Genomic DNA, 21,088 nt, shown 5'->3' with positions numbered 1-21,088 from the left:
GGTGGCCATCTTCAAATTAAAGGTAGTCATCTACGCTATACATTAAAACCAACATGCTGCTGAGACCATCAGTTATGCATCGCAACAATACTGATTCAGGAAATCAAACAACTGACGCGAGTGATAAAGCCATTTATCGGCGCGGTTCACAGACAGTAGCGGCATCAGCGCGTTGCACACGATAATTTCATCCGCATCAGCCAGTGCCTCCAGTGGCTGCGCCACAATCGCTACCTGCTGCCCATGCCCGGCCAGACAGGTAATAATCATCTGGCGCATGATGCCATCAACACCCGACTGGCTTAAGTCCGGGGTAAATATTGCGCCACCTTTACGCCAGAATAAATTAGCCGCACAGCATTCCACCAGCAGGCCCGCAGTGTCAAGCACCAGTGCCTCATCAGCCTCTGTCTGCTCAAGATGCGCACGAATCAACACTTGTTCAAGGCGATTCAGGTGCTTAACACCCGCCAGCAATGGGCTGCGAGCTAATGTCACCGGGCTTAATGCCAATGAAATACCCCGCTCACGCCAACTATGATAATGCGCCGGATAATCACTAAGCGAAATAATGCGCGTAGGGTGCTGACAAGCAGTACCGCTGTAGCCGCGCCCACCGCTACCCCGGCTAATAATCACTTTCAGTACCCCATCTTCAGTATGGTTTGCCGCCTCGACCATTTCCTTAGTCAAGGCATTCCAGTTTACTGTCGGCATCAACAAGCGTTCGGTTGCCTGTTGCAGGCGCAGTATATGTTTATCAAGCCACACTACCCGACCATGAGATACCCTTGCCGTCGTAAAGCAGCCATCACCAAACTGCACTGAGCGGTCTGACGCTGAAATCAAATTTTGCTCTATACCATTAATCCAGAACATTCAGACTCTCTTTAAATGGGAGGGGTATTGTTTGCCATACATTCAGTTGCTAAATATACCTTGCCAGTAAATATATACTGTACATAAATAAAAATTGTACATGGCGACAGTAGCAGATTTAGTCAATGGCTGTTTTCAGATTTATCTCTTATTAAGACAGTGATTATGGCGGGATGTTATCTCTTTCTTACTTGGCACTGTGGCGCGACGTTAGCGGTGACAGCACTCACGTTGAGCCATTAAGTGATGCGGGGTTAACCTAATAAAAGACCCGGAAAACCGGGCCTTTTTAGCAGCAGAAGCTTAACAGCAGAAGTTAGACCTTGCGGAAAACTAAAGAACCGTTAGTGCCACCGAAGCCGAAGGAGTTACACAAGGTGTACTCCATATCTTTTACCTGACGGGCTTCATGCGGAACAAAATCCAAATCACAACCTTCATCCGGGTTATCCAGATTAATGGTTGGCGGAATAGCTTGATCACGCAACGCCAGCACAGTGAAGATAGACTCAACCGCACCGGCTGCACCTAACAAGTGCCCAGTCATGGATTTGGTGGAACTGACCATCACTTTGCGGGCATCTTCACCAAATACAGACTTAACTGCCTGCGTTTCGGCTTTGTCGCCAGCAGGAGTCGATGTGCCATGGGCATTGATATAGCCGATTTGAGATGCGGTCACACCCGCATCACGTAATGCATTCACCATTGCCAGCGCTGCTCCTGAACCGTCTTCCGGTGGAGAGGTCATGTGATAGGCATCGCTGCTCATCCCAAACCCAACAACTTCAGCATAGATTTTTGCACCACGTTTCTTCGCGTGCTCGTACTCTTCCAGCACCATCATGCCTGCGCCGTCACCCAGAACGAAACCATCACGGTCTTTATCCCACGGGCGGCTTGCGGCTTGCGGATTATCGTTACGAGTAGACAATGCACGAGCGGCACCAAAACCACCGACACCCAGTGGAGTACTGGCTTTTTCAGCGCCACCTGCCAGCATGACATCCGCATCATTGTAAGCAATGATACGTGCCGCTTGACCGATGTTATGCACACCAGAAGTACAGGCAGTCGCGATAGAAATGCTCGGCCCACGCATACCACACATAATGGTCAGATGGCCGGCAATCATGTTAACAATGGTTGATGGCACGAAGAACGGGCTAATTTTACGTGGCCCACCATTCACCAGCGCAGTGTGGTTCTCTTCAATCAGACCCAACCCACCAATACCAGAACCAATAGCGGCACCGATACGAGGAGCATTGGCTTCGGTTATTTCAAGCCCTGAGTCTTGCATGGCTTGCATGCCAGCAACAATGCCGTACTGTATGAATGCATCCATTTTGCGTGCATCTTTACGCGAAATGAACTCTTCACAATTAAAATCTTTTACTAAGCCAGCAAATTTCGTTGCATAGGCACTAGTATCGAAATGGTCGATCAGGCTGATGCCACTCTGCCCGGCAAGAACAGCGTTCCATGTGGATTCTACTGTATTACCGACAGGAGACAACATGCCCAGTCCAGTCACAACAACTCGACGCTTAGACACGGTTGTCCTCCAAGGAGGGAAAATAACACTTAGGACAAAAAAAACTTAGGCGGTCGAGTGACCGCCTAACTATCTAAACTTAAAGCATGTTCGCTTACTGCTGGTTAGCGTTGATAAAATCAATAGCTGCCTGAACAGTAGTGATTTTCTCTGCTTCTTCGTCTGGAATCTCAGTATCAAATTCTTCTTCCAGAGCCATTACCAGCTCAACGGTGTCCAGAGAATCCGCGCCAAGATCTTCAACGAAAGAAGCACTGTTCTTCACTTCGTCTTCTTTAACACCCAGTTGTTCAACGATGATTTTCTTAACGCGTTCTTCGATAGTGCTCATACTCTTAAATTTCCTATCAAAACTCGCTTTCGCGATGGTTTTCGTAGTGTATAAAATGTTGAAAAAGATGCAACTAAATCTCGGCTGGTCAAACCACGATTTTACGCTATTTTGCGGTTTTCACCTCAAATAATGCAAATACTTTCGTGATTTTTAAATCATATACATGCCGCCATTGACATGTAACGTTTCACCAGAGATGTAGCTGGCCTCGTCAGAGGCTAAAAATGCAACAGCGCTGGCGATTTCTTTAGCTTGCCCAAGCCGGTTAGCTGGTACTTGGGCTAAAATGCCTGCGCGTTGTTCATCTGTCAACGCCGTCGTCATGTCCGTCTCAATAAAGCCAGGTGCCACAACGTTGACAGTAATGCCACGTGAAGCAACCTCACGCGCCAAAGACTTGCTAAAACCGATCAGACCCGCTTTAGCTGCCGCGTAGTTAACCTGCCCCGCATTGCCCATTGTCCCAACCACAGACCCGATGGTGATGATACGCCCAAACCGCTTTTTCATCATAGCGCGCATTACCGCTTTTGACAGGCGGAATACAGAAGTCAGATCGGTGTCAATAATATCTTGCCACTCTTCATCCTTCATACGCATCAGCAGGTTATCACGCGTAATACCTGCATTATTCACTAAAATATCAACTTCGCCAAATTCCGCACGAATCGCTGTCAAAACAGCATCGATTGACGCGGGTTCCACGACGTTCAACATATAGCCTTTGCCATTGCTACCCAGATAGGCACTAATCGCTTCTGCACCCTTCTCACTGGTCGCAGTGCCAATAACCCGGGCACCACGTTCGACCAATAATTCTGCAATCGCACGGCCAATCCCACGGCTCGCGCCGGTTACCAGCGCAATTTTTCCTTCGAAGCTCATGTTATCCTCTTTCTTAGTTTTCAAGCGCGCTGGTCAATGTAGCAACATCGTTTACCGGTGCTGCGGTTAAAGTATCCACGATACGCTTGGTCAAGCCAGTCAAGACTTTACCTGGCCCAACTTCTAACAGCAGCTCAATACCTTCTGCTGCCATAAATTCAACACTCTCAGTCCAACGTACCGGGTTGTAGAGTTGGCGCACCAGCGCACTACGGATAGCGTCTGGTGAAACTTCCGTTTTCACATCAACATTATTGACAACCGGGAACAATGGCGCCTGGAATTCAATGTTTTCCAGTGCTTCGGCTAACTTATCAGCCGCCGGCTTCATTAACGCACAATGAGATGGCACACTGACCGGTAAAGGCAAGGCGCGCTTGGCTCCGGCCGCTTTACAAGCAACCCCTGCGCGTTCTACTGCTTCTTTGTTGCCGGCAATCACGACCTGGCCTGGCGAGTTAAAATTGACAGGCGAAACAACCTGACCTTGTGCTGATTCTTCACAGGCTTTAGCAATGGATTCATTATCCAGACCTATGATGGCGTACATTGCGCCGGTGCCTGCTGGTACCGCTTCTTGCATCAGTTTGCCGCGCAATTCAACCAGAGTGATCGCCTGTTTGAAATCAATCACACCCGCGCAAACCAGCGCTGAGTATTCACCCAAGCTATGACCTGCCATCATTGTCGGCAGCTTGCCGCCTTGATGTTGCCAGACACGCCAAATTGCAACAGATGCCGCCAGCAATGCCGGTTGTGTCTGCCACGTTTTATTCAATTCGTCTGCCGGGCCTTGCTGCACTAGCTGCCAAAGGGAGTAACCCAGTACCGACGACGCTTCACTGAAAGTCGCTTCAACTATCGGAAATTGTGCCGCCAAATCGGCCAGCATGCCAAGGGATTGAGAACCCTGGCCTGGAAATACCATTGCAAATTTCGACATTCTGCTTTCCTGTTAAATCAAAAAAGGTACTGTTAAATCAAAAGCGAACCAGCGCAGAGCCCCAGGTAAAGCCACCGCCAAACGCTTCCAGCAGCACTAACTGCCCACGTTGAATACGCCCATCTCGCACCGCTTCATCCAGCGCCGCAGGGACAGATGCCGCAGAGGTGTTGCCATGACGATCAAGAGTTATCACCACTCTATCCATCCCCATGCCTAACTTCTTCGCCGTTGCGGTAATAATACGCAGGTTAGCCTGATGCGGCACTAACCAATCCAGCGCACTGCGCTCCAGATTGTTGGCCTGCAATGTCTCATCCACAATGTGGGCAAGCTCAGTCACCGCGACTTTAAATACTTCATTACCGGCCATGGTGACATAGGCTGGTTGCTCTTGTTTTTGGCGATCTTGGTACGGCAGTGCCAGCAACTGACCATAGCTGCCGTCGGCATGCAAATGGGTTGACAGTATGCCAGGCTGTTCAGATGCGCCTAAAACCACAGCACCTGCACCATCACCAAACAGAATAATCGTACCGCGGTCTTCTGGGTCCAGCGCGCGCGATAACATATCGGAGCCAATCACGATGGCATGCTTAACCGCACCACTTTTCACATATTGGTCAGCCACACTCAGAGCATAGGTAAAGCCCGCACAGGCTGCTGCCAAATCGAAAGAGGCTGCATCTTTAATACCCAGCATTTGCTGTACCTGACAGGCCGAGCTTGGGAAAGCATGGCTTGAAGAGGTGGTAGCAACAATAATCAGCCCAATCTGGTCCTTACTAACGCCAGACATCTCCAGTGCTTTTTCAGCCGCATGGAAACCCATGGTTGCGACTGTTTCATCCAGGCCGGCAATACGCCGCTCACGAATACCTGTACGGGTGACAATCCACTCGTCCGAAGTATCCACCATTTTTTCTAAATCAGCATTGCTGCGCACTTGTACGGGCAGATAACTCCCCGTACCGAGAATCTTAGTATACATGTACGATCAGTCACTCTTGGGTAATACCGCTTCAAGGCGCGCGGCTATCCGTTGAGGGACTTGCCGCTGCACCGCCTGCACCGCCTGTTCGATTGCGACTGCGAATGCACGTTGATTCGCCGCGCCATGACTCTTGATTACAATGCCCCGCAATCCTAACAGACATGCACCATTATACTGGTCGGGGTTCAAATGACCGAACCGTTTTGCCACACGTTTTTGCAGCCAGCGCCCAATGAGTTTAAGCCACCAGGACTGTTTACTGCCTTCGCCCGATGATTTGAGCAGTGACAAGAACATTCTTATCACACCTTCCATGGTCTTTAGAGTGACGTTACCCACGAAGCCGTCACAAACCATCACATCGGTCTTACCCGTAAGCAAATCATTGCCTTCCAGATAACCAATATAGTTGATCGCCGGTGTATTTCTTAATACTGCGGCGGCTTCGCGGATATTATCTAACCCCTTGGTTTCTTCTTCGCCGATATTGAGCAAAGCAACACGCGGGTTGGTAATACCGACAACTTCTTCTGCCATCACCGAACCCATGACAGCAAACTGCACCAACATTGTACTATCACATTCAACGTTAGCCCCTAAATCCAGCACCACCGTCTTGCTGCGTTGCTGGTTTGGGATGACAGTCATTAACGCCGGGCGCTCTATTCCATCTAATGGCTTAATCATCATCTTCGCCAGCCCCATCAAGGCTCCTGTATTCCCTGCACTCACACAGGCTGCCGCGTCCCCGTTTTTGACCAACTCCAGCGCTATGCGCATCGAGGTACCACGACTGGCACGAATAGCTTGTGAGGGTTTAGCATCGCTGGCAATAACATGCTCAGCAGGGATGACCTGTAACCTCACCAGCAACAAAGGATCGGCATTAACAAGTAACGGAGTGATGGTGTCGGGATTCCCGACCAGCAGGAGTTTAAGCCGTGGATTAGAGGCCAGTGCCTGCAATGAAGCAGGCACTGTGACGTGGGGACCGAAATCCCCACCCATTGCATCTAACGCTAGGGTTAGACAAGTCAAGGTATCGCCTTGCTAAAGATTAGCAAGTACTACTCAGCCGATAACCTTGCGGCCACGGTAGAAACCGTCGGCTGTGATGTGGTGACGCAGGTGAGTTTCACCGGAAGTTTTGTCCACAGACAGAGTGGCAGTGGTCAGCGCATCGTGTGAACGGCGCATGCCACGTTTGGAACGAGTTGGTTTGTTCTGTTGTACGGCCATTGACCTTACTCCTTAATTACTTTCTTTAAACTGGCTAATACGGCAAATGGATTCGGTTTCTCCACCTCTTCAGGCAGTTTACCAAATACCATGTCCGCCTCGGACACTTCACAGTGTTCAGAATCATGTACCGGAACGACAGGCAGTGAAAGAATAATTTCGTCTTCAATCATAGCCAGCAGATCAACTTCGCCAAATTCGTCGACTTCGATCGGCTCGTACGCTTCCGGTAATGCTTCAGCCTGCTCATCATTGACGACCGGGCTAAAACAATACGTTGTATGAACATGTTGTGCAAACGTGTTACTACAGCGCTGACACATCAATGTTACATCGACGTCCGCGTGACCTGTAATAACCGCCAGGCGCTGATTATCGATATTAAACGATAATGAGGCCACGACATCGCTGTCCACACTTACCACTGAATCGGCTACACGTGTAACCTGCTCAGGAGAATAGATACCTGCGTAATCTAAACGTTTCTGAGCGGTACGAACCGCATCAATGGTCAGGGGTAATTTTACCTTTTGCATAGGGCGCGCATATTAACTTTGTAACGACATAGAGTCAAAGAAAAAGGCCTTTTTACTGCACCTTTCACCAATATTCGCTTCCGAAGCGGCAGACAGTTTAAAATGCCTGATTAAATTACGCTACGGTTTATGGAAAATATTATGCTGCAACTGGTTCTTGCTTCAACCTCATCATATCGTCGGACTTTGCTGGAAAAGCTGCAATTACCTTTTGTTACTGCGGCACCACAGACCGATGAAAGCCCACAGGCAGGTGAAGAAGCCAGCGCGCTAGTGCAGCGGTTGGCGAGTGCAAAAGCACAGGCACTGGCGGGGAGTTTTCCACAACATCTGATAATCGGCTCTGATCAGGTCTGTGTCATTGACGGATTAATCGTCGGGAAACCCCACAATTATGCAAACGCAATGAAGCAATTGCAGCAGGCCAGTGGACAATGTGTCACTTTTTATACCGGTCTGGCCCTATTGAATACAGCAACCAACAGCATTAACTGCCTGTGCGAAACTTTTGACGTTTATTTCCGAACGCTAAGTGAAGCAGAAATAGACGGTTATTTGACGCGAGAGCAACCATGGGATTGTGCCGGCAGTTTTAAAAGTGAGGGATTGGGTATTACCCTATTTGATAGATTATCAGGCCGCGACCCAAATACACTTATCGGTCTGCCGTTAATCGCCCTCACCGAGATGCTGATTGAGCAAGGAGTAAATCCGCTCCTGTAAATACTGCATAACAAAACAGGGCGCAATTGATACTTGCACCCTGTTACTTCAATTATTTATTACGGCAATTTATTTTTCTGCTGCTTTCTTTCGTAATATCAACAAACAGTGGCGTAACTGATTATCCAGTGGCGCTTCAATGCGCATGGTTTCACCGCTATTGGGATGCTCAAAACGTAATGCCGCCGCATGCAGGAATAAACGATGCAGCCCGGTTCCTTGCAATTGTTGATCAAATTCACGGTCGCCATAGCGATCATCAAAAGCAATTGGGTGACCCGCATGGAGCGCATGTACGCGGATCTGGTGAGTACGACCAGTAATCGGGCTGGCCTTGACCAAGGTTGCATGCTCAAAGCGCTCTTCAACTTTAAAACGCGTTTCTGACGGTTTGCCCTCGCTGCTGACTTTCACCACTCGCTCGCCACTTTGTATAATATTCTTCAACAAAGGTGCCTGCACCGCTTTACAGTGAGATTGCCATTGACCACGAACCAATGCCAAATAGTCTTTCTGCATCCCTTTTAACCGCAGTTGCTCATGCAAAGAACGCAGCGCAGAGCGTTTTTTCGCTACCAATAAGACACCGGAGGTATCACGGTCAAGGCGATGAACCAATTCAAGGAAGCGGGCTTCGGGGCGCAATGCACGCAAGGCTTCAATAACACCAAAACTCAAACCACTGCCACCATGAACCGCCGTGCCAGAAGGCTTGTTCAACACCAACAGATAGTCATCTTCAAATAAAATACAGTCGGCCAACGCCGCAACTTTATCAAGTTTGGCAGAGACCTGAACCTCTTCGCGCTCAGCGACGCGCACTGGCGGTATCCGGACCACATCCCCGTCAACCAGTTTATATTCTGGCTTAATGCGCCCTTTATTAACGCGAACCTCACCTTTGCGCACGATGCGGTAGATCATACTCTTTGGCACACCTTTCAATTTAGTGAGCAAAAAGTTATCGATCCGCTGACCGGCTTCGTCGGCAGAAATGGTGATTAATTGTACTACTGGATTATTCGTTTTCATGGTGCGCGATTCTAAATACACCGAGGAATTAGCGCCACCCCTTTTTCTGTGCTTAACTGTCAGTCTGGCTATTTAAAGATAACGTTTGCGCGCATTTATTGTTTAATAAGACAACGATAGCCGCCAACGCTGTGAAAACAGTAAAAGAATCTTTACGTAGACAGGTAAAGTCATCTTGCTATATCAGTGTCAGCAATGGAATAATGTCACTAATTCTGCGTTGATTCTCGTTAGACCAAGAGACTTGTGGAATAATAAACTTTGCCTGATCACACAAAAACGCAGCAATGGCGTAAGACGTAATGTGAAATCAAGCAATTAGCGGGCTGCGGGTTGCAGCTTGGCCGGCAAGTGGGTCTGCTCTGTTGTCTTATATTCAGAAGCGCCCCTTTATATAAAAGCGCTGTTTTTCAGAAAGAAACACAGGCTTACCGAAATAATGCGCCCCTATGCAGGCGACAACCGTGAGGTTGACGGCTTTGCTAGAAGACTCGGGGTCATCGGTTTACCCGGCCATAGAGGTTATTTTGCCCGCAGTTCTAACGCCAATGTAAAAATAACGAGTAAGTTAAAGATGAAAAGAATGTTGATTAACGCAACTCAGCAAGAAGAGTTGCGTGTTGCCCTTGTAGATGGACAGCGGCTGTATGATTTGGATATTGAAAGCCCAGGTCATGAACAGAAAAAAGCGAATATTTACAAAGGCAAAATCACCCGAATAGAACCCAGTCTGGAAGCCGCTTTTGTTGATTACGGCGCTGAACGTCATGGTTTCCTCCCACTAAAAGAAATTTCTCGCGAATATTTCCCTAGTAATTATTCCTCTCATGGCCGCCCAAACATCAAAGATGTGCTGCGCGAAGGCCAAGAAGTTATCGTTCAGGTTGATAAAGAAGAACGTGGCAATAAAGGTGCCGCACTAACAACTTTCATCAGCCTGGCTGGCAGTTATTTGGTTCTGATGCCGAACAACCCACGTGCCGGTGGTATCTCCCGTCGCATTGAGGGTGATGACCGCACCGAACTGAAAGAAGCCCTATCCTCCCTGCAATTGCCTGATGGCATGGGTCTGATTGTCCGTACTGCCGGTGTTGGCAAATCTGCTGATGCACTGCAATGGGACTTGTCATTCCGCCTCAAGCATTGGGATGCGATTAAAAAAGCCGCTGAAGGTCGCCCTGCGCCATTCTTAATCCATCAGGAAAGTAACGTAATTGTCCGCGCTTTCCGTGATTATTTGCGCCCGGATATCGGCGAGATCCTGATCGATAACCCTAAAGTTCTCGAACTGGCAAAAGAGCATATCGCCGCTCTGGGTCGCCCGGATTTCAGTAGCAAAATCAAATTGTATAGTGGTGAAATCCCCTTATTCAGCCACTACCAAATTGAGTCTCAGATTGAGTCAGCGTTCCAGCGTGAAGTACGTCTGCCTTCCGGCGGTTCTATCGTTATTGATACCACCGAAGCCCTGACGGCAATTGATATCAACTCCGCGCGTGCAACACGTGGTGGCGATATCGAAGAAACCGCGTTTAACACCAACCTTGAAGCCGCTGATGAAATTGCCCGCCAGTTACGTTTACGTGACCTCGGTGGCCTGATTGTTATCGACTTCATCGATATGACACCAGTGCGCCATCAGCGTGAAGTTGAAAACCGCCTGCGTGATGCCGTTCGCCAAGACCGTGCCCGTATCCAGATTGGCCGAATCTCTCGCTTCGGCTTGCTGGAGATGTCCCGTCAGCGTCTTAGCCCGTCACTGGGTGAGTCAAGCCACCACGTGTGCCCACGCTGTAGCGGTACCGGTACCGTTCGTGACAACGAATCACTGTCACTTTCTATTCTGCGTCTGATTGAAGAAGAAGCGCTGAAAGAAAATACCCATGAAGTTCACGCCATTGTACCAGTACAGATTGCGTCGTATCTGCTCAACGAAAAACGTGAATCAGTTAATGCCATTGAAAAACGTCAAGGTGGTGTACGTGCGGTGATCGTGCCAAACGATCAGATGCAAACACCGCACTACTCTGTTCTTCGGGTACGTAAAGGCGAAGAGGTTCCTTCTCTCAGCTACCTGCTACCACAACTGCATGAAGCAGAAATGGCGCAGCCGTTAGAAGAAGCAACGATTGAGCGTAAACGCCCAGAACAACCAGCGTTGGCGACTTTCTCTCTGCCAACCGAAGTACCACCGGAAGCTGCACCTGCTAGCGTCAGTGCTAAACCAAGCGTTGCGCCACAAGTAACCGCATCTGCTGCTACCTCAGAACAGCCTGGCTTCTTTAGCCGTTTGTTCAGTGGCCTAAAAGGTATATTCGGCACATCAGCAGAAGAAGTTAAACCGGTAGAGGTCGAGAAAACCGAAACTACCGAAAACCGCCGTAATGATCGTCGTAATCCTCGTCGCCAGAACAATGGCCGCAAAGAGAGAGGCGACCGTACACCACGTGAAGGCCGTGATAACAGCACACGTGACAACAGTGGCCGTGATAGCAATAGCCGTGACAACAGTGGTCGTGACAATGCGAACCGCGAAGGTCGTGAAGATCAGCGTCGCAACAAGCGTCCAGTGGCGCAAACTACTGCGCCGCAAGCACAAACTGACGTTGTTGAAACGGATAAAGCGCCACGTGACGAGCAGCAACCACAGCGTCGCGGTGATCGTCAGCGCCGTCGTCAGGAAGATAAACGTCAGGCACCACAGGAAGTCAAAGCAGAAGTAGAAGTGGCAGCAGTCAGTGTGGTCGAAGAGGTGCAACCTGAGCAAGAAGAACGTCAACAGGTTATGCAGCGTCGTCAACGCCGCCAATTGAATCAGAAAGTCCGTATTCAATCTGCCAATGATGAGCTGAATGTGCTGGAAAATGCAGCCCAGGAAAATCCTGTTAGTGCACCGCTAGCAAGCATTGCAGCGCCAGTTGTGCAGGAAGAAGTGAAATTACTGCCACAAACGACTGTTCAAGCGGATGATGAAGCTACTCACGATCGCAATGCCAATAATGAAAATGGTATGCCACGTCGTTCACGCCGCTCACCTCGTCATCTGCGCGTCAGTGGCCAGCGTCGTCGTCGCTATCGTGATGAGCGTTACCCGACACAATCTGCTATGCCACTGGCCGGCGCTTTCGCCTCACCAGAAATGGCTTCAGGCAAAGTGTGGGTCCGTTATCCAGTAGCTCAAACAGTTGAACCTGCTTTTGTAGAAAACCCGGTTGAACAACCATTGCCAATAGCAGTTGCAGCAGTAGAGACCCCGGTTAATATTCCGGCCGTGATTGTAGCAGCCCCAGTCGTTGCCGCACCTGTCGTCGTCGCCGTGACTGAAACTGTCACTCCGACACCTGCTGCGCAACATAAACCAGGTGGTTCTTCATCTTCAGCCGCAGCCGTTCCTGGCCGTGCTCCTGTTGTCGTGCCAGTGGTTGTAGAACCTGTTGCCGTTGAGCCAACTGCTGTAGAACCAACCGTTGAAGCTGTCGCTGAGGTGGTGCAAGCTGAAACTACCGCAGCGGTTGAAGCAGTATCCGACGTTGAAGAAACTGGCGTTGCGGAAGCTACCGCTGAACCTGTGGTTCAGGAAACGGTAATTGAGGATACAACTGCTGAAGAAGCGGTGGTGGAAGAAACCATTGTTGCTGAAACTGCTGTTGTTGAAACAACTATTATTGAAACAACTATTGTTGAAACACCGGCGGAAGATGCGGTTGTAGCTGAAACTGTGGTGGAAGACGCTGTAGCTGAAGCACAGGCAGTGACCGAAGTCGTTGTTGAAACATCGACAATTGAAGAACCGCTAATTGAAGAAACCGCTATCGAAGCCAGTGTCAGTGACACGGTTGTGGTTGAGGCTCCTGTTGCTGTTGTGCCACAACAGTCGACTATCGCTCACCCTGAAGGTGTGGTGTTCAAACATTACGCTTCAGCACCGATGACCAAAGCACCGGCACCGGATTACGCGCCAGAGTCACCGACTAAAGGTCAGTGGGAACGTCCAGCCTTTGATTTTGCAGGTAAAGGTTCTGCTGGTGGCCATGCGGCGGCAACTCAGGCAACCGCGCCGGCAACAAAACCGCAATCTGTCGAATAAATGTAATATTATTCCGACCAGACATTGCAAAGACAAAACCCGCCATCAGGCGGGTTTTTTTATATTGGTGATATCTTTAACCAGAGATCACTCTCAGGCTATCTGTTTCAGTTTCTTTATTTCGAGGTTTTCCAGTTTGCCTTCAATAGCTTTGACAAACGCTTTGAAGTGCTCGGTTTTATTATGTTTTTCCAATGCATCATCAGATGCCCAGCGTTCGAAAAACACAAAAGAACCTTTCTGGTCGCTTTCGGCATGGAGATCATATTGCAGATTCCCCTTCTCCTCACGACTCGGTTCTATTACCAAATGAACCGCTTCTTTTACTGCATCAATAAATTCAGGTTTTGCCACTAAACTGGCGATGACACGGACTTCCATAGTTATTCTCCCATGCTGTACATTCAATTAGCGTATTTTACTGCTAATCAATAGCTCACCCTAACGGGCAATTTTATCCCGAGCCCCTCTATAAGATGCCCTTTTTGCCTTGTTTTCAACTTAACCCTAACAATCAGATGCATCCTGCGCACTTTCCGCTTATCCTTAGACCCCGCCGGAAACAGTATAAAAACCCCAATATCTCATCATGACTGCGGAGCTAGTTGAATGACTGCACAACCCCAAACCCTGAAAATTCGCCGCCCGGATGACTGGCATATTCACTTACGTGATGACGAAATGCTCAGTACCGTGCTGCCCTATACCTCCGAGGTGTTCGCCCGGGCCATTGTCATGCCCAATCTGGCTCCACCAATTACGACTGTTGCCAGTGCTATCGCTTATCGGGAACGAATTTTAGCCGCAGTACCTGCCGGGCATAACTTCACGCCGTTGATGACCTGTTATCTGACCAATACACTTGATGTCAAAGAACTGACCACCGGCTTTGAACAAGGCGTATTTACTGCGGCAAAACTGTATCCAGCGAATGCTACGACCAACTCAAATCATGGTGTATCCGATATCCCGGCGATATACCCGTTGTTTGAGCAAATGCAAAAGATAGGTATGCCGCTGCTGATCCACGGTGAAGTAACAGAAGCTGCCGTTGATATTTTTGATCGCGAAGCGCGCTTTATTGAACAGATTCTGGAACCGATACGTCGCCAATTCCCTGAATTGAAAATTGTCTTCGAGCACATAACCACCAAAGATGCGGCCGATTACGTGCTGGCAGGCAATCGTTTCCTTGGTGCAACTATCACCCCACAGCATCTGATGTTTAACCGCAATCACATGCTGGTCGGTGGTATTCGCCCCCACTTGTTCTGTCTGCCAATATTGAAACGCAGCACGCATCAAGAAGCATTGCGCCAGGCCGTTGCTAGTGGTTCAGACCGTTTCTTCCTCGGAACCGATTCCGCTCCCCATACCAAACATCGTAAGGAGTCATCCTGTGGCTGTGCTGGCGTGTTCAACGCACCATCAGCGCTGCCAGCTTATGCTACTGTGTTTGAAGAGATGAATGCGCTACAGCATCTTGAAGCATTCTGTTCATTAAATGGCCCACGCTTCTATGGCTTGCCGATTAACGAAGAGGTTGTTGAATTGGTTAAGGCCCCCTTCCAACAACCAGAAGAGATCCCATTAGGGGATGAATCTGTGATTCCTTTCCTGGCCGGTCAGACTATCAATTGGTCAGTTAAAAGCTGATAACCGCCGCTGTAGGGGCTAACCCTTTACAGCGACGATTTTTATATCAGTCACTTGCAACCTGAATATTTGTACTGTATAAATAACCAGTATAAATATTCGGAGGGCCAAATATGCGTGTTGAAGTGAGTATTGATAAAAAAAACCCGTTACCCGCAGGTGCTATCGAAGCACTAACCCATGAATTGAGTAAAAGACTCAACACCAAATTCCCGGACACCACCACCGCAGTACAAATACGTTATGCCGGAGCAAATAATCTTTCCGTTTTAGGTGGTGCCAAAACAGATAAAGATTTGATCTCTGAAATATTACAAGAAATATGGGAAAGCGCTGACGACTGGTTCGACGCGGAGTAACCCAATGTAATGCTGTTTTGCCGGGGAGTCGCTCCTCGGCTTTTTTATATAAGCGTCTAAACTTTCTTTACTCACCGACTTCTTTTAACCCATTTATTGTTGATTAAGAAATCATCATAAAATAAATAATTTGTAAAGATCTTGCGATAATCTCCAAATTTATCGGCGGTTGCGTATACTGAAAAAGCTCACTTGATAATGAGCCGCATTGATCCTCATTAGTCACTCCAGTCAGTAACTACTATATAAGGGGTCTTTATGGACAGAAATGATGAAGTTATTCAGACTCACCCGCTTGTAGGCTGGGATATCAGCACTGTAGATGTATACGACGCTATGATGATACGTCTTCATTACCTGTCTTCCATGGATCAACCGCCAGAAGATGCGCTGGTTGATAGAACGCTCTGGTTAACCACCGATGTTGCACGCCAATTAATAAATATCTTAGAAGCAGGCATTGCTAAAATTGAGTCATCGGAATATCAAGATCGCGATCACCGTAAACATTAATTTTTTTCCACCAGAAAACGAGTTTAATGTTCGCCAAAAAAGGCACGAGTGAATATCACTTAGTGCCTTTTTATTAACCATTCCCACCACTCTATGGCTAACAGCGCTTTTTCTCCTCTCGGTCCCATGCTATTACTATCGTTTTAATTTTTATCAGCACTGTTGCTACCTTTAATTCAAATCGTTCGGGTTATTGCCGCGATAAATACACATTGCTAGCACAAACCCTATTGAAAAAGCCAGGTGGCGATATTCCCCGGGATGCAAAATATGGATTATGATCTAATTGTCATTGGTAGCGGTTCGGTCGGCTCTGCCGCAGGCTACTATGCGTCACAAGCTGGTTTAAACGTACTGATGATTGACAGTGCCATGCCGCCTCATCAAGCAGGCAGTCACCATGGTGATACACGGATCATTCGCCATGCCTATGGCGAAGGTGAGAAATATGTTCCCTTAGTTTTGCGTGCCCAAACATTGTGGGACCAGTTATCAGCTCAAACAGGTGAATCATTATTTCAGGCCAGTGGCGTGCTTAATCTTGGGCCAGATGACTCTATTTTCCTGCAAAATGCGCAGCACAGCGCTCAACAATATAACTTGCCGGTTGAAACCTTAAACGCGGCCCAGATCCGTGAAAAGTGGCCGGTATTTACCGTACCAGATAATTATATTGGTGTGTTCGAACCACAATCAGGTTATCTACGTTCTGAATTGGCGATTAAAACGCTGATTAAAGCCGTCACAGAAGCAGGCTGCGGTATTTTATTCAATTGTCCGGTTACCGCTATCGAACCGCTGGATGGTGGTGTAGATGTCGTGACTATAGATGGTACCTACAGTGCTAAGAAAGTGATTGTCACTGCCGGAACCTGGGTCAAAGAGCTGTTACCCGAATTACCGGTGACCGCCATACGTAAAGTGTTTTCATGGCACCATGCCGATGGCCGCTATAGCGAAGGAAATCATTTCCCGGCATTCACCGTCGAGACACCGGATAATATCCATTATTACGGCTTCCCCTCGCAAAATGACGAGTTAAAACTAGGCAAACATAATGGTGGTCAGCCTATTGAAATAGCGGCACAACGTAAGCCCTTTGGCAGTTATGCCGAGGATGGAACCGAAGTATTTGGTTTTTTACGTAACTTCTTACCGGGAGTGGGTGTCTGCCTGCACGGCGCGGCATGCAGTTATGACATGAGCCCTGATGAAGATTTTATCATCGATACATTACCCGATAACAAAAATATCATGGTGGTAACAGGCTTAAGCGGCCATGGATTTAAGTTTGCAACTGCATTGGGGGAAGTCGCTGCACTCTTCGCACAAGATAAACCCTCACCTATTGATATTTCAGCCTTTTCGCTATCCCGCTTCGCCAAATCGTAATGCTGTAACCCGCGAGTTCAGCACTTGATTGTTACCGATGACTGTTTCTTTTTATTTCAGTCATCGGTATATCTCGCTCTCATTTTCACCTCATTATTAATATAAAACGCCGCAAATTTAATAATTAGCAGAGTCTTATATTCGTAAAAGCCGCTAAAAACAATCGTGAATCCCGAATTGACGTTTTAGGCATCAGGGGATTACTTTATCCTTGTATGCGGCCAGGTATGGTTGCTGTTAGACAAGGATGTATGCCACATGAAAATATTAATTATCGATGAATGTTTTTATACCCGATCAGGGGTAAATACTTATTTAAATAACGCTTCATATCTCGATTTAATGGATGTTCCTACGGTGGAACAGGCTACATTAGCTGTTCATGAGTTTGATCCTGAGGTAATTATTGTTAACCTTACCCAATATTGTCGCTATGGTGGACATTGCCCGTTATTAGCACAATTTTTGAGTTGTTGCCTGCGGGCTAAAGTTTATATTTATCTGGATGCGTCATATCCGTTTAGTGAAACGCCGATACCCCTGACAGATTCTGTCTCTATTTTGGCTAAAAAACGCTTACCGGAGTTGTTACAAAGACTATCGGACTTTTCAAGTGAGGGTATCGGTAAGCCACATCCCCCCTGTCCAGCATCCCTATTCAGTCCACAAGAGCATAAAGTCATGTGCTACTGGATGATGGAGATGCCCAATTACCGCATTGCCAGGAAGTTAAATATCAGTGACAGTACAGTTTATTCGCATAAACGGCATATTACCGAAAAAATAAAAGTCAGAAACCGTTTGGAATTATGCTTTATTTACAATGTATTTAAATATTTATACTAAGGCGTTGGTGTATAGAGAGTCGCAATAAAGGGAGTATTCCCTTTCAGTAAATTTTCTGTATATGTGATTTTTGTTCTTAACAAATAATGTAACCGGATTAATATAGTGAGTTATCGCTTGCAGTTAAAGAATCGGTTACATTTCACTTAATATCACCAATACATATCAATCTTTTCCATTCGTACCACAATGCCCATATTATCCAAAGAAATGACTTATTTCATCATGCTGTAACTCAGGAATTTAGCCTGCCAGCTTATTGTTTATAAAAGTTAAAATCCTTATAATGGGCGATAATTCTAGCCTCAGGCACCCTGCATGTTAAATAAATTGCTATCGATGGTTATCAATAATGTACGGGAACATCTACTGCTCTATATCTGCTTGTGGCTGATTCTGTTAGCACTGGATATTTATTTCTTTTTCTATTAACGCGTTTTCTCTACCTTTTCTAGCCGGGCCACCAGATAGCTTCCCACCTGTGGCCCAGCAATAAATACGATATCCGCAGTTTGCACTACTCTACCTTGGCCGGTTTGCCATCACTCAATAACACGGCGATTTTATAACCGGCTGGTGTTAACTCTAATACTATTTTGGCAATAATGGTTAACGGAACGGAAAGCAGCATACCAATTGGCCCGAGTAGCCACCCCCAAAAAATCAAGGATAAGAACACCACCAAGGTTGATAGACCCAAACCACGCCCCATCATCCGTGGATCAATAATATTGCCACCAATCAGGTTAATCAAAATATACCCGCAGGTAACGGCAAAAGCATCAGCAAAACCATTAAACAACAGTGCCTGAACGATGGGTGGGATAGCCGCCAATACGGAGCCGATATTAGGAATGTAATTGAGGACGAAAGCCAGTAGCCCCCAAAGGAAAGCGAATCTGACCCCCATCGCTGCCAGGAATAACCAAATAACAATCCCCGTCGCAATGCTAATAATCGTCTTGATCACCAGATAATGAGTTACACCATTTAGTGCACGCTTGAGAATCGCATTCCCTTGCTCTGGGTTATCAAACATCAACTGCATTTTATAAGGCAGTCGTTCCACTTCAAACAACATAAAGACCACCGTCATCAGCAGCAAGAACATACTAGCCATGGCACCAGAAAGATGGCTCAGTAGACGGGTCACAAAGTTCATCGCGGTGCTAGGATCGACATGCTTCATAATGTCATCCACCGAGAACTCAATATTAAAGCGCATTGCAAACTCTTGCAGGTCGCGCATTTTTTCCAGCATCATGCCACGATATTGCGGCAACGAGCGGGCAAACTCATTTAATGAAGAACCCAGGCGGCCAAAGAGCAATGCCATGAGTAAAATAATAATGCTAACCAATAAGACAATAGCTAAGGTGCGGGGAATTCTTATTTTCTCCAACAGTTTCACTAAAGGATTTAATACGATAGCAAGAAATATAGCCAACAAGAATGGAACCACGATCGGCGATGCCGCTTTAATTCCCGCCATAATCACCACCAGCATAGCCAGCATCGTGACTAACCGTAGCCCTTGGCTACTCACTCCAGGTATTGTCATTATCAATCCTTGTATTGGAATCGCCATTGCGCTAAAAATGGCATAAAAAAGACGCTATCGAATAAAATAACCGACAACGTCTAACTTTAATAGTACATCCAGTAGGTTAACCCTACGACTATTTTTTATCTGTGCTCTTTTCTGGTATCGGAATGTGCATGGTAGTTTGCAACAATCCTTTCGATTTATTAAAAACCTTGATGCCGTTTTCGCGCCCAGCACGCCGGGAGCGTTGCTCTTCCTGCGGCAACTTCAGCTCTTCCTGACAGATATCACTACAGCAACCAGCAAACTTTGCCGCACAGGTCGGACACTGAATAAATAGTAAGTGGCAGCCATCATTCTTACAGTTGGTATGCGTGTCGCAAGGTGTACCGCACTGATGGCAGTGGGCTATCACATCATCAGAGATCCGCTCCCCCATCCGCTCATCAAAAACAAAGTTTTTACCGATAAATTTCAGCGGCAACCCCTGTTCTTTTGCTTTACGGGCATATTCGATAATACCGCCCTCAACGTGATAAACGTTTTTGAAGCCATTGTGCAGCATATAGGCGCTGGCTTTCTCACAGCGAATCCCACCAGTGCAATACATAACAATATTTTTCTCTTTGTCATGTTGCAGCATATCAACCGCCATTGGCAATTGCTCACGGAAAGTATCAGAAGGGACTTCAATGGCATTTTCGAAATGGCCTACTTCGTACTCATAGTGATTGCGCATATCAACAAACAAAGTATCGGGATCATCAATCATCTGATTAACCTGATCGGCCTTCAGATAATGCCCTATATTACTGGGATCGAAACTCTCGTCATCAATACCGTCCGCCACAATGCGTTCGCGAACTTTCATGCGCAGCACCCAGAATGACTTCCCATCATCTTCATGAGCCACATTCAGCCGCACCTGATCTAGTGCAGAATGTGCGGCAAACAACACGGTTTTGAACTCATCATAACGATTAGCGGGCACACTGATTTGTGCATTGATCCCCTCTTTAGCCACATAAACCCGACCAAACACGCCGAGTTTAACAAATTGACTATAGAGGTCGTCACGGAAGGTTTTGGCATCTTCCAGAGTGAAATATTTATAAAAAGAAACTGTGGTGCGCGGTTCGGTTTCAGCCAACATGCGCGCTTTAAGTTCCTCATTAGAAATTCGGTTATGTAACACTGGCATGGTGTACGTTCCTGTCTTTCGAAGAGGTTACTGATAAAAATTTAATTATTGCTCAATGGGTTAGGTAATTCATTAGACGGCTAATCACGTTAATTCATTGTACAATAGAACTGATGTTTCACCACGGGACAGCCGTGCGGCGCATATAATACCTGAAACATTACTGCGGAACATCTTTAGCGGTAATCACTATCAGTAAAAGCGGAAAGAACGATCCCAGTGAGTAAGGCAATTCCGGCAGCAATCAGCAAAGAGAGGGTTTGCCAGTAAGCCCCCATATAACCCAATATGCCACCGACGACCAATAAACCCGCACTGAGTCTTGCTACTGCCATCGACGGCTCTCCGATAAGAATGAATGAAAC

The 21,088-nt window shown here is 47.3% G+C and carries 22 protein-coding genes; 8 read left to right on the top strand and 14 right to left on the bottom strand.

The window, feature by feature from the left end:
* Window positions 1–72 precede the first annotated feature (72 nt).
* From pabC to yceD, 9 genes are all read right to left on the bottom strand, one after another.
* Window positions 73–879 (bottom strand): aminodeoxychorismate lyase, encoded by an 807-nt coding sequence (gene pabC / locus V1953_RS08235; RefSeq protein WP_372569287.1) that lies wholly within the window; start codon window positions 877–879, stop codon window positions 73–75.
* 316 nt (window positions 880–1,195) lie between these two features.
* The gene (fabF, locus tag V1953_RS08230) at window positions 1,196–2,437 is read right to left on the bottom strand and encodes a beta-ketoacyl-ACP synthase II (protein WP_372569288.1); all 1,242 of its coding nucleotides are present in this window, start codon (window positions 2,435–2,437) and stop codon (window positions 1,196–1,198) included.
* A 94-nt stretch (window positions 2,438–2,531) separates the two neighbouring features.
* Entirely contained in the window at window positions 2,532–2,768 is a 237-nt protein-coding gene (acpP, locus tag V1953_RS08225) for an acyl carrier protein (RefSeq protein ID WP_002220787.1), read from the bottom strand.
* A gap of 153 nt (window positions 2,769–2,921) precedes the next feature.
* A complete protein-coding gene (gene fabG / locus V1953_RS08220) occupies window positions 2,922–3,656 on the bottom strand; it encodes a 3-oxoacyl-ACP reductase FabG (protein ID WP_083158522.1) in 735 nt (244 codons plus the stop codon).
* A gap of 13 nt (window positions 3,657–3,669) precedes the next feature.
* The gene (fabD, locus tag V1953_RS08215) at window positions 3,670–4,599 is read right to left on the bottom strand and encodes an ACP S-malonyltransferase (RefSeq protein WP_083158521.1); all 930 of its coding nucleotides are present in this window, start codon (window positions 4,597–4,599) and stop codon (window positions 3,670–3,672) included.
* A gap of 37 nt (window positions 4,600–4,636) precedes the next feature.
* Window positions 4,637–5,590 carry a beta-ketoacyl-ACP synthase III gene (locus tag V1953_RS08210; protein WP_083158520.1) on the bottom strand — a complete coding sequence of 318 codons (954 nt, stop codon included), beginning with the start codon at window positions 5,588–5,590 and terminating at the stop codon, window positions 4,637–4,639.
* 6 nt (window positions 5,591–5,596) lie between these two features.
* Window positions 5,597–6,631 carry a phosphate acyltransferase PlsX gene (plsX, locus tag V1953_RS08205; protein WP_083158519.1) on the bottom strand — a complete coding sequence of 345 codons (1,035 nt, stop codon included), beginning with the start codon at window positions 6,629–6,631 and terminating at the stop codon, window positions 5,597–5,599.
* A gap of 33 nt (window positions 6,632–6,664) precedes the next feature.
* A complete protein-coding gene (gene rpmF, locus V1953_RS08200) occupies window positions 6,665–6,832 on the bottom strand; it encodes a 50S ribosomal protein L32 (protein ID WP_002210931.1) in 168 nt (55 codons plus the stop codon).
* Between the two features lie 5 nt (window positions 6,833–6,837).
* The gene (yceD, locus tag V1953_RS08195) at window positions 6,838–7,368 is read right to left on the bottom strand and encodes a 23S rRNA accumulation protein YceD (RefSeq protein ID WP_083158518.1); all 531 of its coding nucleotides are present in this window, start codon (window positions 7,366–7,368) and stop codon (window positions 6,838–6,840) included.
* A 141-nt stretch (window positions 7,369–7,509) separates the two neighbouring features.
* On the opposite strand from yceD, the gene V1953_RS08190 reads away from it, so the two are divergent.
* Entirely contained in the window at window positions 7,510–8,091 is a 582-nt protein-coding gene (locus V1953_RS08190; protein WP_083158517.1) for a Maf family protein, read from the top strand.
* Between the two features lie 69 nt (window positions 8,092–8,160).
* Here V1953_RS08190 and rluC read toward each other — a convergent pair whose 3' ends face one another.
* Window positions 8,161–9,123 (bottom strand): 23S rRNA pseudouridine(955/2504/2580) synthase RluC, encoded by a 963-nt coding sequence (gene rluC / locus V1953_RS08185; RefSeq protein WP_083163572.1) that lies wholly within the window; start codon window positions 9,121–9,123, stop codon window positions 8,161–8,163.
* 574 nt (window positions 9,124–9,697) lie between these two features.
* Here rluC and rne point away from each other — a divergent pair.
* Entirely contained in the window at window positions 9,698–13,210 is a 3,513-nt protein-coding gene (rne, locus tag V1953_RS08180) for a ribonuclease E (RefSeq protein WP_442850825.1), read from the top strand.
* A 93-nt stretch (window positions 13,211–13,303) separates the two neighbouring features.
* Here the strand turns inward: rne and V1953_RS08175 are convergent, their stop codons facing one another.
* Window positions 13,304–13,591 (bottom strand): putative quinol monooxygenase, encoded by a 288-nt coding sequence (locus V1953_RS08175; RefSeq protein ID WP_083158516.1) that lies wholly within the window; start codon window positions 13,589–13,591, stop codon window positions 13,304–13,306.
* Between the two features lie 228 nt (window positions 13,592–13,819).
* Here V1953_RS08175 and pyrC point away from each other — a divergent pair, with 228 nt between their 5' ends.
* The 6 genes from pyrC to V1953_RS08145 all read left to right on the top strand — a co-directional run bounded on the left by pyrC (window position 13,820) and on the right by V1953_RS08145 (window position 18,408).
* The gene (gene pyrC, locus V1953_RS08170; protein WP_083158515.1) at window positions 13,820–14,866 is read left to right on the top strand and encodes a dihydroorotase; all 1,047 of its coding nucleotides are present in this window, start codon (window positions 13,820–13,822) and stop codon (window positions 14,864–14,866) included.
* Between the two features lie 113 nt (window positions 14,867–14,979).
* Window positions 14,980–15,225, top strand: a complete 246-nt coding sequence (gene dinI / locus V1953_RS08165) for a DNA damage-inducible protein I (protein WP_083158514.1) — start codon at window positions 14,980–14,982, stop codon at window positions 15,223–15,225.
* Window positions 15,226–15,483: 258 nt separating this feature from the next.
* Complete coding sequence (bssS, locus tag V1953_RS08160) at window positions 15,484–15,738, top strand: biofilm formation regulator BssS (protein ID WP_083158513.1); 255 nt, start codon at window positions 15,484–15,486, stop codon at window positions 15,736–15,738.
* 270 nt (window positions 15,739–16,008) lie between these two features.
* A complete protein-coding gene (gene solA / locus V1953_RS08155; protein ID WP_442850824.1) occupies window positions 16,009–17,130 on the top strand; it encodes an N-methyl-L-tryptophan oxidase in 1,122 nt (373 codons plus the stop codon).
* Between the two features lie 258 nt (window positions 17,131–17,388).
* Window positions 17,389–17,976 (top strand): helix-turn-helix transcriptional regulator, encoded by a 588-nt coding sequence (locus tag V1953_RS08150; protein ID WP_083158512.1) that lies wholly within the window; start codon window positions 17,389–17,391, stop codon window positions 17,974–17,976.
* A 318-nt stretch (window positions 17,977–18,294) separates the two neighbouring features.
* On the top strand, window positions 18,295–18,408 hold the full coding sequence (locus V1953_RS08145) for a DUF2770 family protein (RefSeq protein WP_005183270.1): 114 nt from the start codon (window positions 18,295–18,297) through the stop codon (window positions 18,406–18,408).
* Window positions 18,409–18,493: 85 nt separating this feature from the next.
* Here V1953_RS08145 and V1953_RS08140 read toward each other — a convergent pair whose 3' ends face one another.
* The 3 genes from V1953_RS08140 to V1953_RS08130 all read right to left on the bottom strand — a co-directional run bounded on the left by V1953_RS08140 (window position 18,494) and on the right by V1953_RS08130 (window position 21,058).
* Window positions 18,494–19,537: an AI-2E family transporter gene (locus V1953_RS08140; protein ID WP_083158511.1), complete on the bottom strand. Its 1,044-nt coding sequence runs from the start codon at window positions 19,535–19,537 to the stop codon at window positions 18,494–18,496.
* A 118-nt stretch (window positions 19,538–19,655) separates the two neighbouring features.
* Complete coding sequence (trhO, locus tag V1953_RS08135) at window positions 19,656–20,723, bottom strand: oxygen-dependent tRNA uridine(34) hydroxylase TrhO (protein WP_442850823.1); 1,068 nt, start codon at window positions 20,721–20,723, stop codon at window positions 19,656–19,658.
* Window positions 20,724–20,899: 176 nt separating this feature from the next.
* Window positions 20,900–21,058, bottom strand: a complete 159-nt coding sequence (locus V1953_RS08130) for a hypothetical protein (RefSeq protein WP_193784639.1) — start codon at window positions 21,056–21,058, stop codon at window positions 20,900–20,902.
* Between the last annotated feature and the right edge of the window lie 30 nt (window positions 21,059–21,088).

Origin of the sequence: Yersinia sp. 2541 StPb PI (genome assembly GCF_052217145.1) — a bacterium.
In the GTDB taxonomy this organism is placed as follows: domain Bacteria; phylum Pseudomonadota; class Gammaproteobacteria; order Enterobacterales; family Enterobacteriaceae; genus Yersinia; species Yersinia enterocolitica_E.
This window is presented reverse-complemented; position numbering and strand designations above follow the sequence as displayed.

What these genes read in the sequence shown, in the direction of transcription:
- V1953_RS08130 (WP_193784639.1), bottom strand. Translation starts at nt 21,058, where the DNA reads ATGGCAGTAGCAAGACTCAGTGCGGGTTTATTGGTCGTCGGTGGCATA.
- V1953_RS08140 (WP_083158511.1), bottom strand. Translation starts at nt 19,537, where the DNA reads ATGACAATACCTGGAGTGAGTAGCCAAGGGCTACGGTTAGTCACGATG.
- acpP (WP_002220787.1), bottom strand. Translation starts at nt 2,768, where the DNA reads ATGAGCACTATCGAAGAACGCGTTAAGAAAATCATCGTTGAACAACTG.
- V1953_RS08175 (WP_083158516.1), bottom strand. Translation starts at nt 13,591, where the DNA reads ATGGAAGTCCGTGTCATCGCCAGTTTAGTGGCAAAACCTGAATTTATT.
- fabG (WP_083158522.1), bottom strand. Translation starts at nt 3,656, where the DNA reads ATGAGCTTCGAAGGAAAAATTGCGCTGGTAACCGGCGCGAGCCGTGGG.
- pabC (WP_372569287.1), bottom strand. Translation starts at nt 879, where the DNA reads ATGTTCTGGATTAATGGTATAGAGCAAAATTTGATTTCAGCGTCAGAC.
- V1953_RS08210 (WP_083158520.1), bottom strand. Translation starts at nt 5,590, where the DNA reads ATGTATACTAAGATTCTCGGTACGGGGAGTTATCTGCCCGTACAAGTG.
- bssS (WP_083158513.1), top strand. Translation starts at nt 15,484, where the DNA reads ATGGACAGAAATGATGAAGTTATTCAGACTCACCCGCTTGTAGGCTGG.
- pyrC (WP_083158515.1), top strand. Translation starts at nt 13,820, where the DNA reads ATGACTGCACAACCCCAAACCCTGAAAATTCGCCGCCCGGATGACTGG.
- trhO (WP_442850823.1), bottom strand. Translation starts at nt 20,723, where the DNA reads ATGCCAGTGTTACATAACCGAATTTCTAATGAGGAACTTAAAGCGCGC.
- rpmF (WP_002210931.1), bottom strand. Translation starts at nt 6,832, where the DNA reads ATGGCCGTACAACAGAACAAACCAACTCGTTCCAAACGTGGCATGCGC.
- V1953_RS08145 (WP_005183270.1), top strand. Translation starts at nt 18,295, where the DNA reads ATGTTAAATAAATTGCTATCGATGGTTATCAATAATGTACGGGAACAT.
- V1953_RS08150 (WP_083158512.1), top strand. Translation starts at nt 17,389, where the DNA reads ATGAAAATATTAATTATCGATGAATGTTTTTATACCCGATCAGGGGTA.
- yceD (WP_083158518.1), bottom strand. Translation starts at nt 7,368, where the DNA reads ATGCAAAAGGTAAAATTACCCCTGACCATTGATGCGGTTCGTACCGCT.
- rluC (WP_083163572.1), bottom strand. Translation starts at nt 9,123, where the DNA reads ATGAAAACGAATAATCCAGTAGTACAATTAATCACCATTTCTGCCGAC.
- V1953_RS08190 (WP_083158517.1), top strand. Translation starts at nt 7,510, where the DNA reads ATGCTGCAACTGGTTCTTGCTTCAACCTCATCATATCGTCGGACTTTG.
- fabD (WP_083158521.1), bottom strand. Translation starts at nt 4,599, where the DNA reads ATGTCGAAATTTGCAATGGTATTTCCAGGCCAGGGTTCTCAATCCCTT.
- dinI (WP_083158514.1), top strand. Translation starts at nt 14,980, where the DNA reads ATGCGTGTTGAAGTGAGTATTGATAAAAAAAACCCGTTACCCGCAGGT.
- rne (WP_442850825.1), top strand. Translation starts at nt 9,698, where the DNA reads ATGAAAAGAATGTTGATTAACGCAACTCAGCAAGAAGAGTTGCGTGTT.
- solA (WP_442850824.1), top strand. Translation starts at nt 16,009, where the DNA reads ATGGATTATGATCTAATTGTCATTGGTAGCGGTTCGGTCGGCTCTGCC.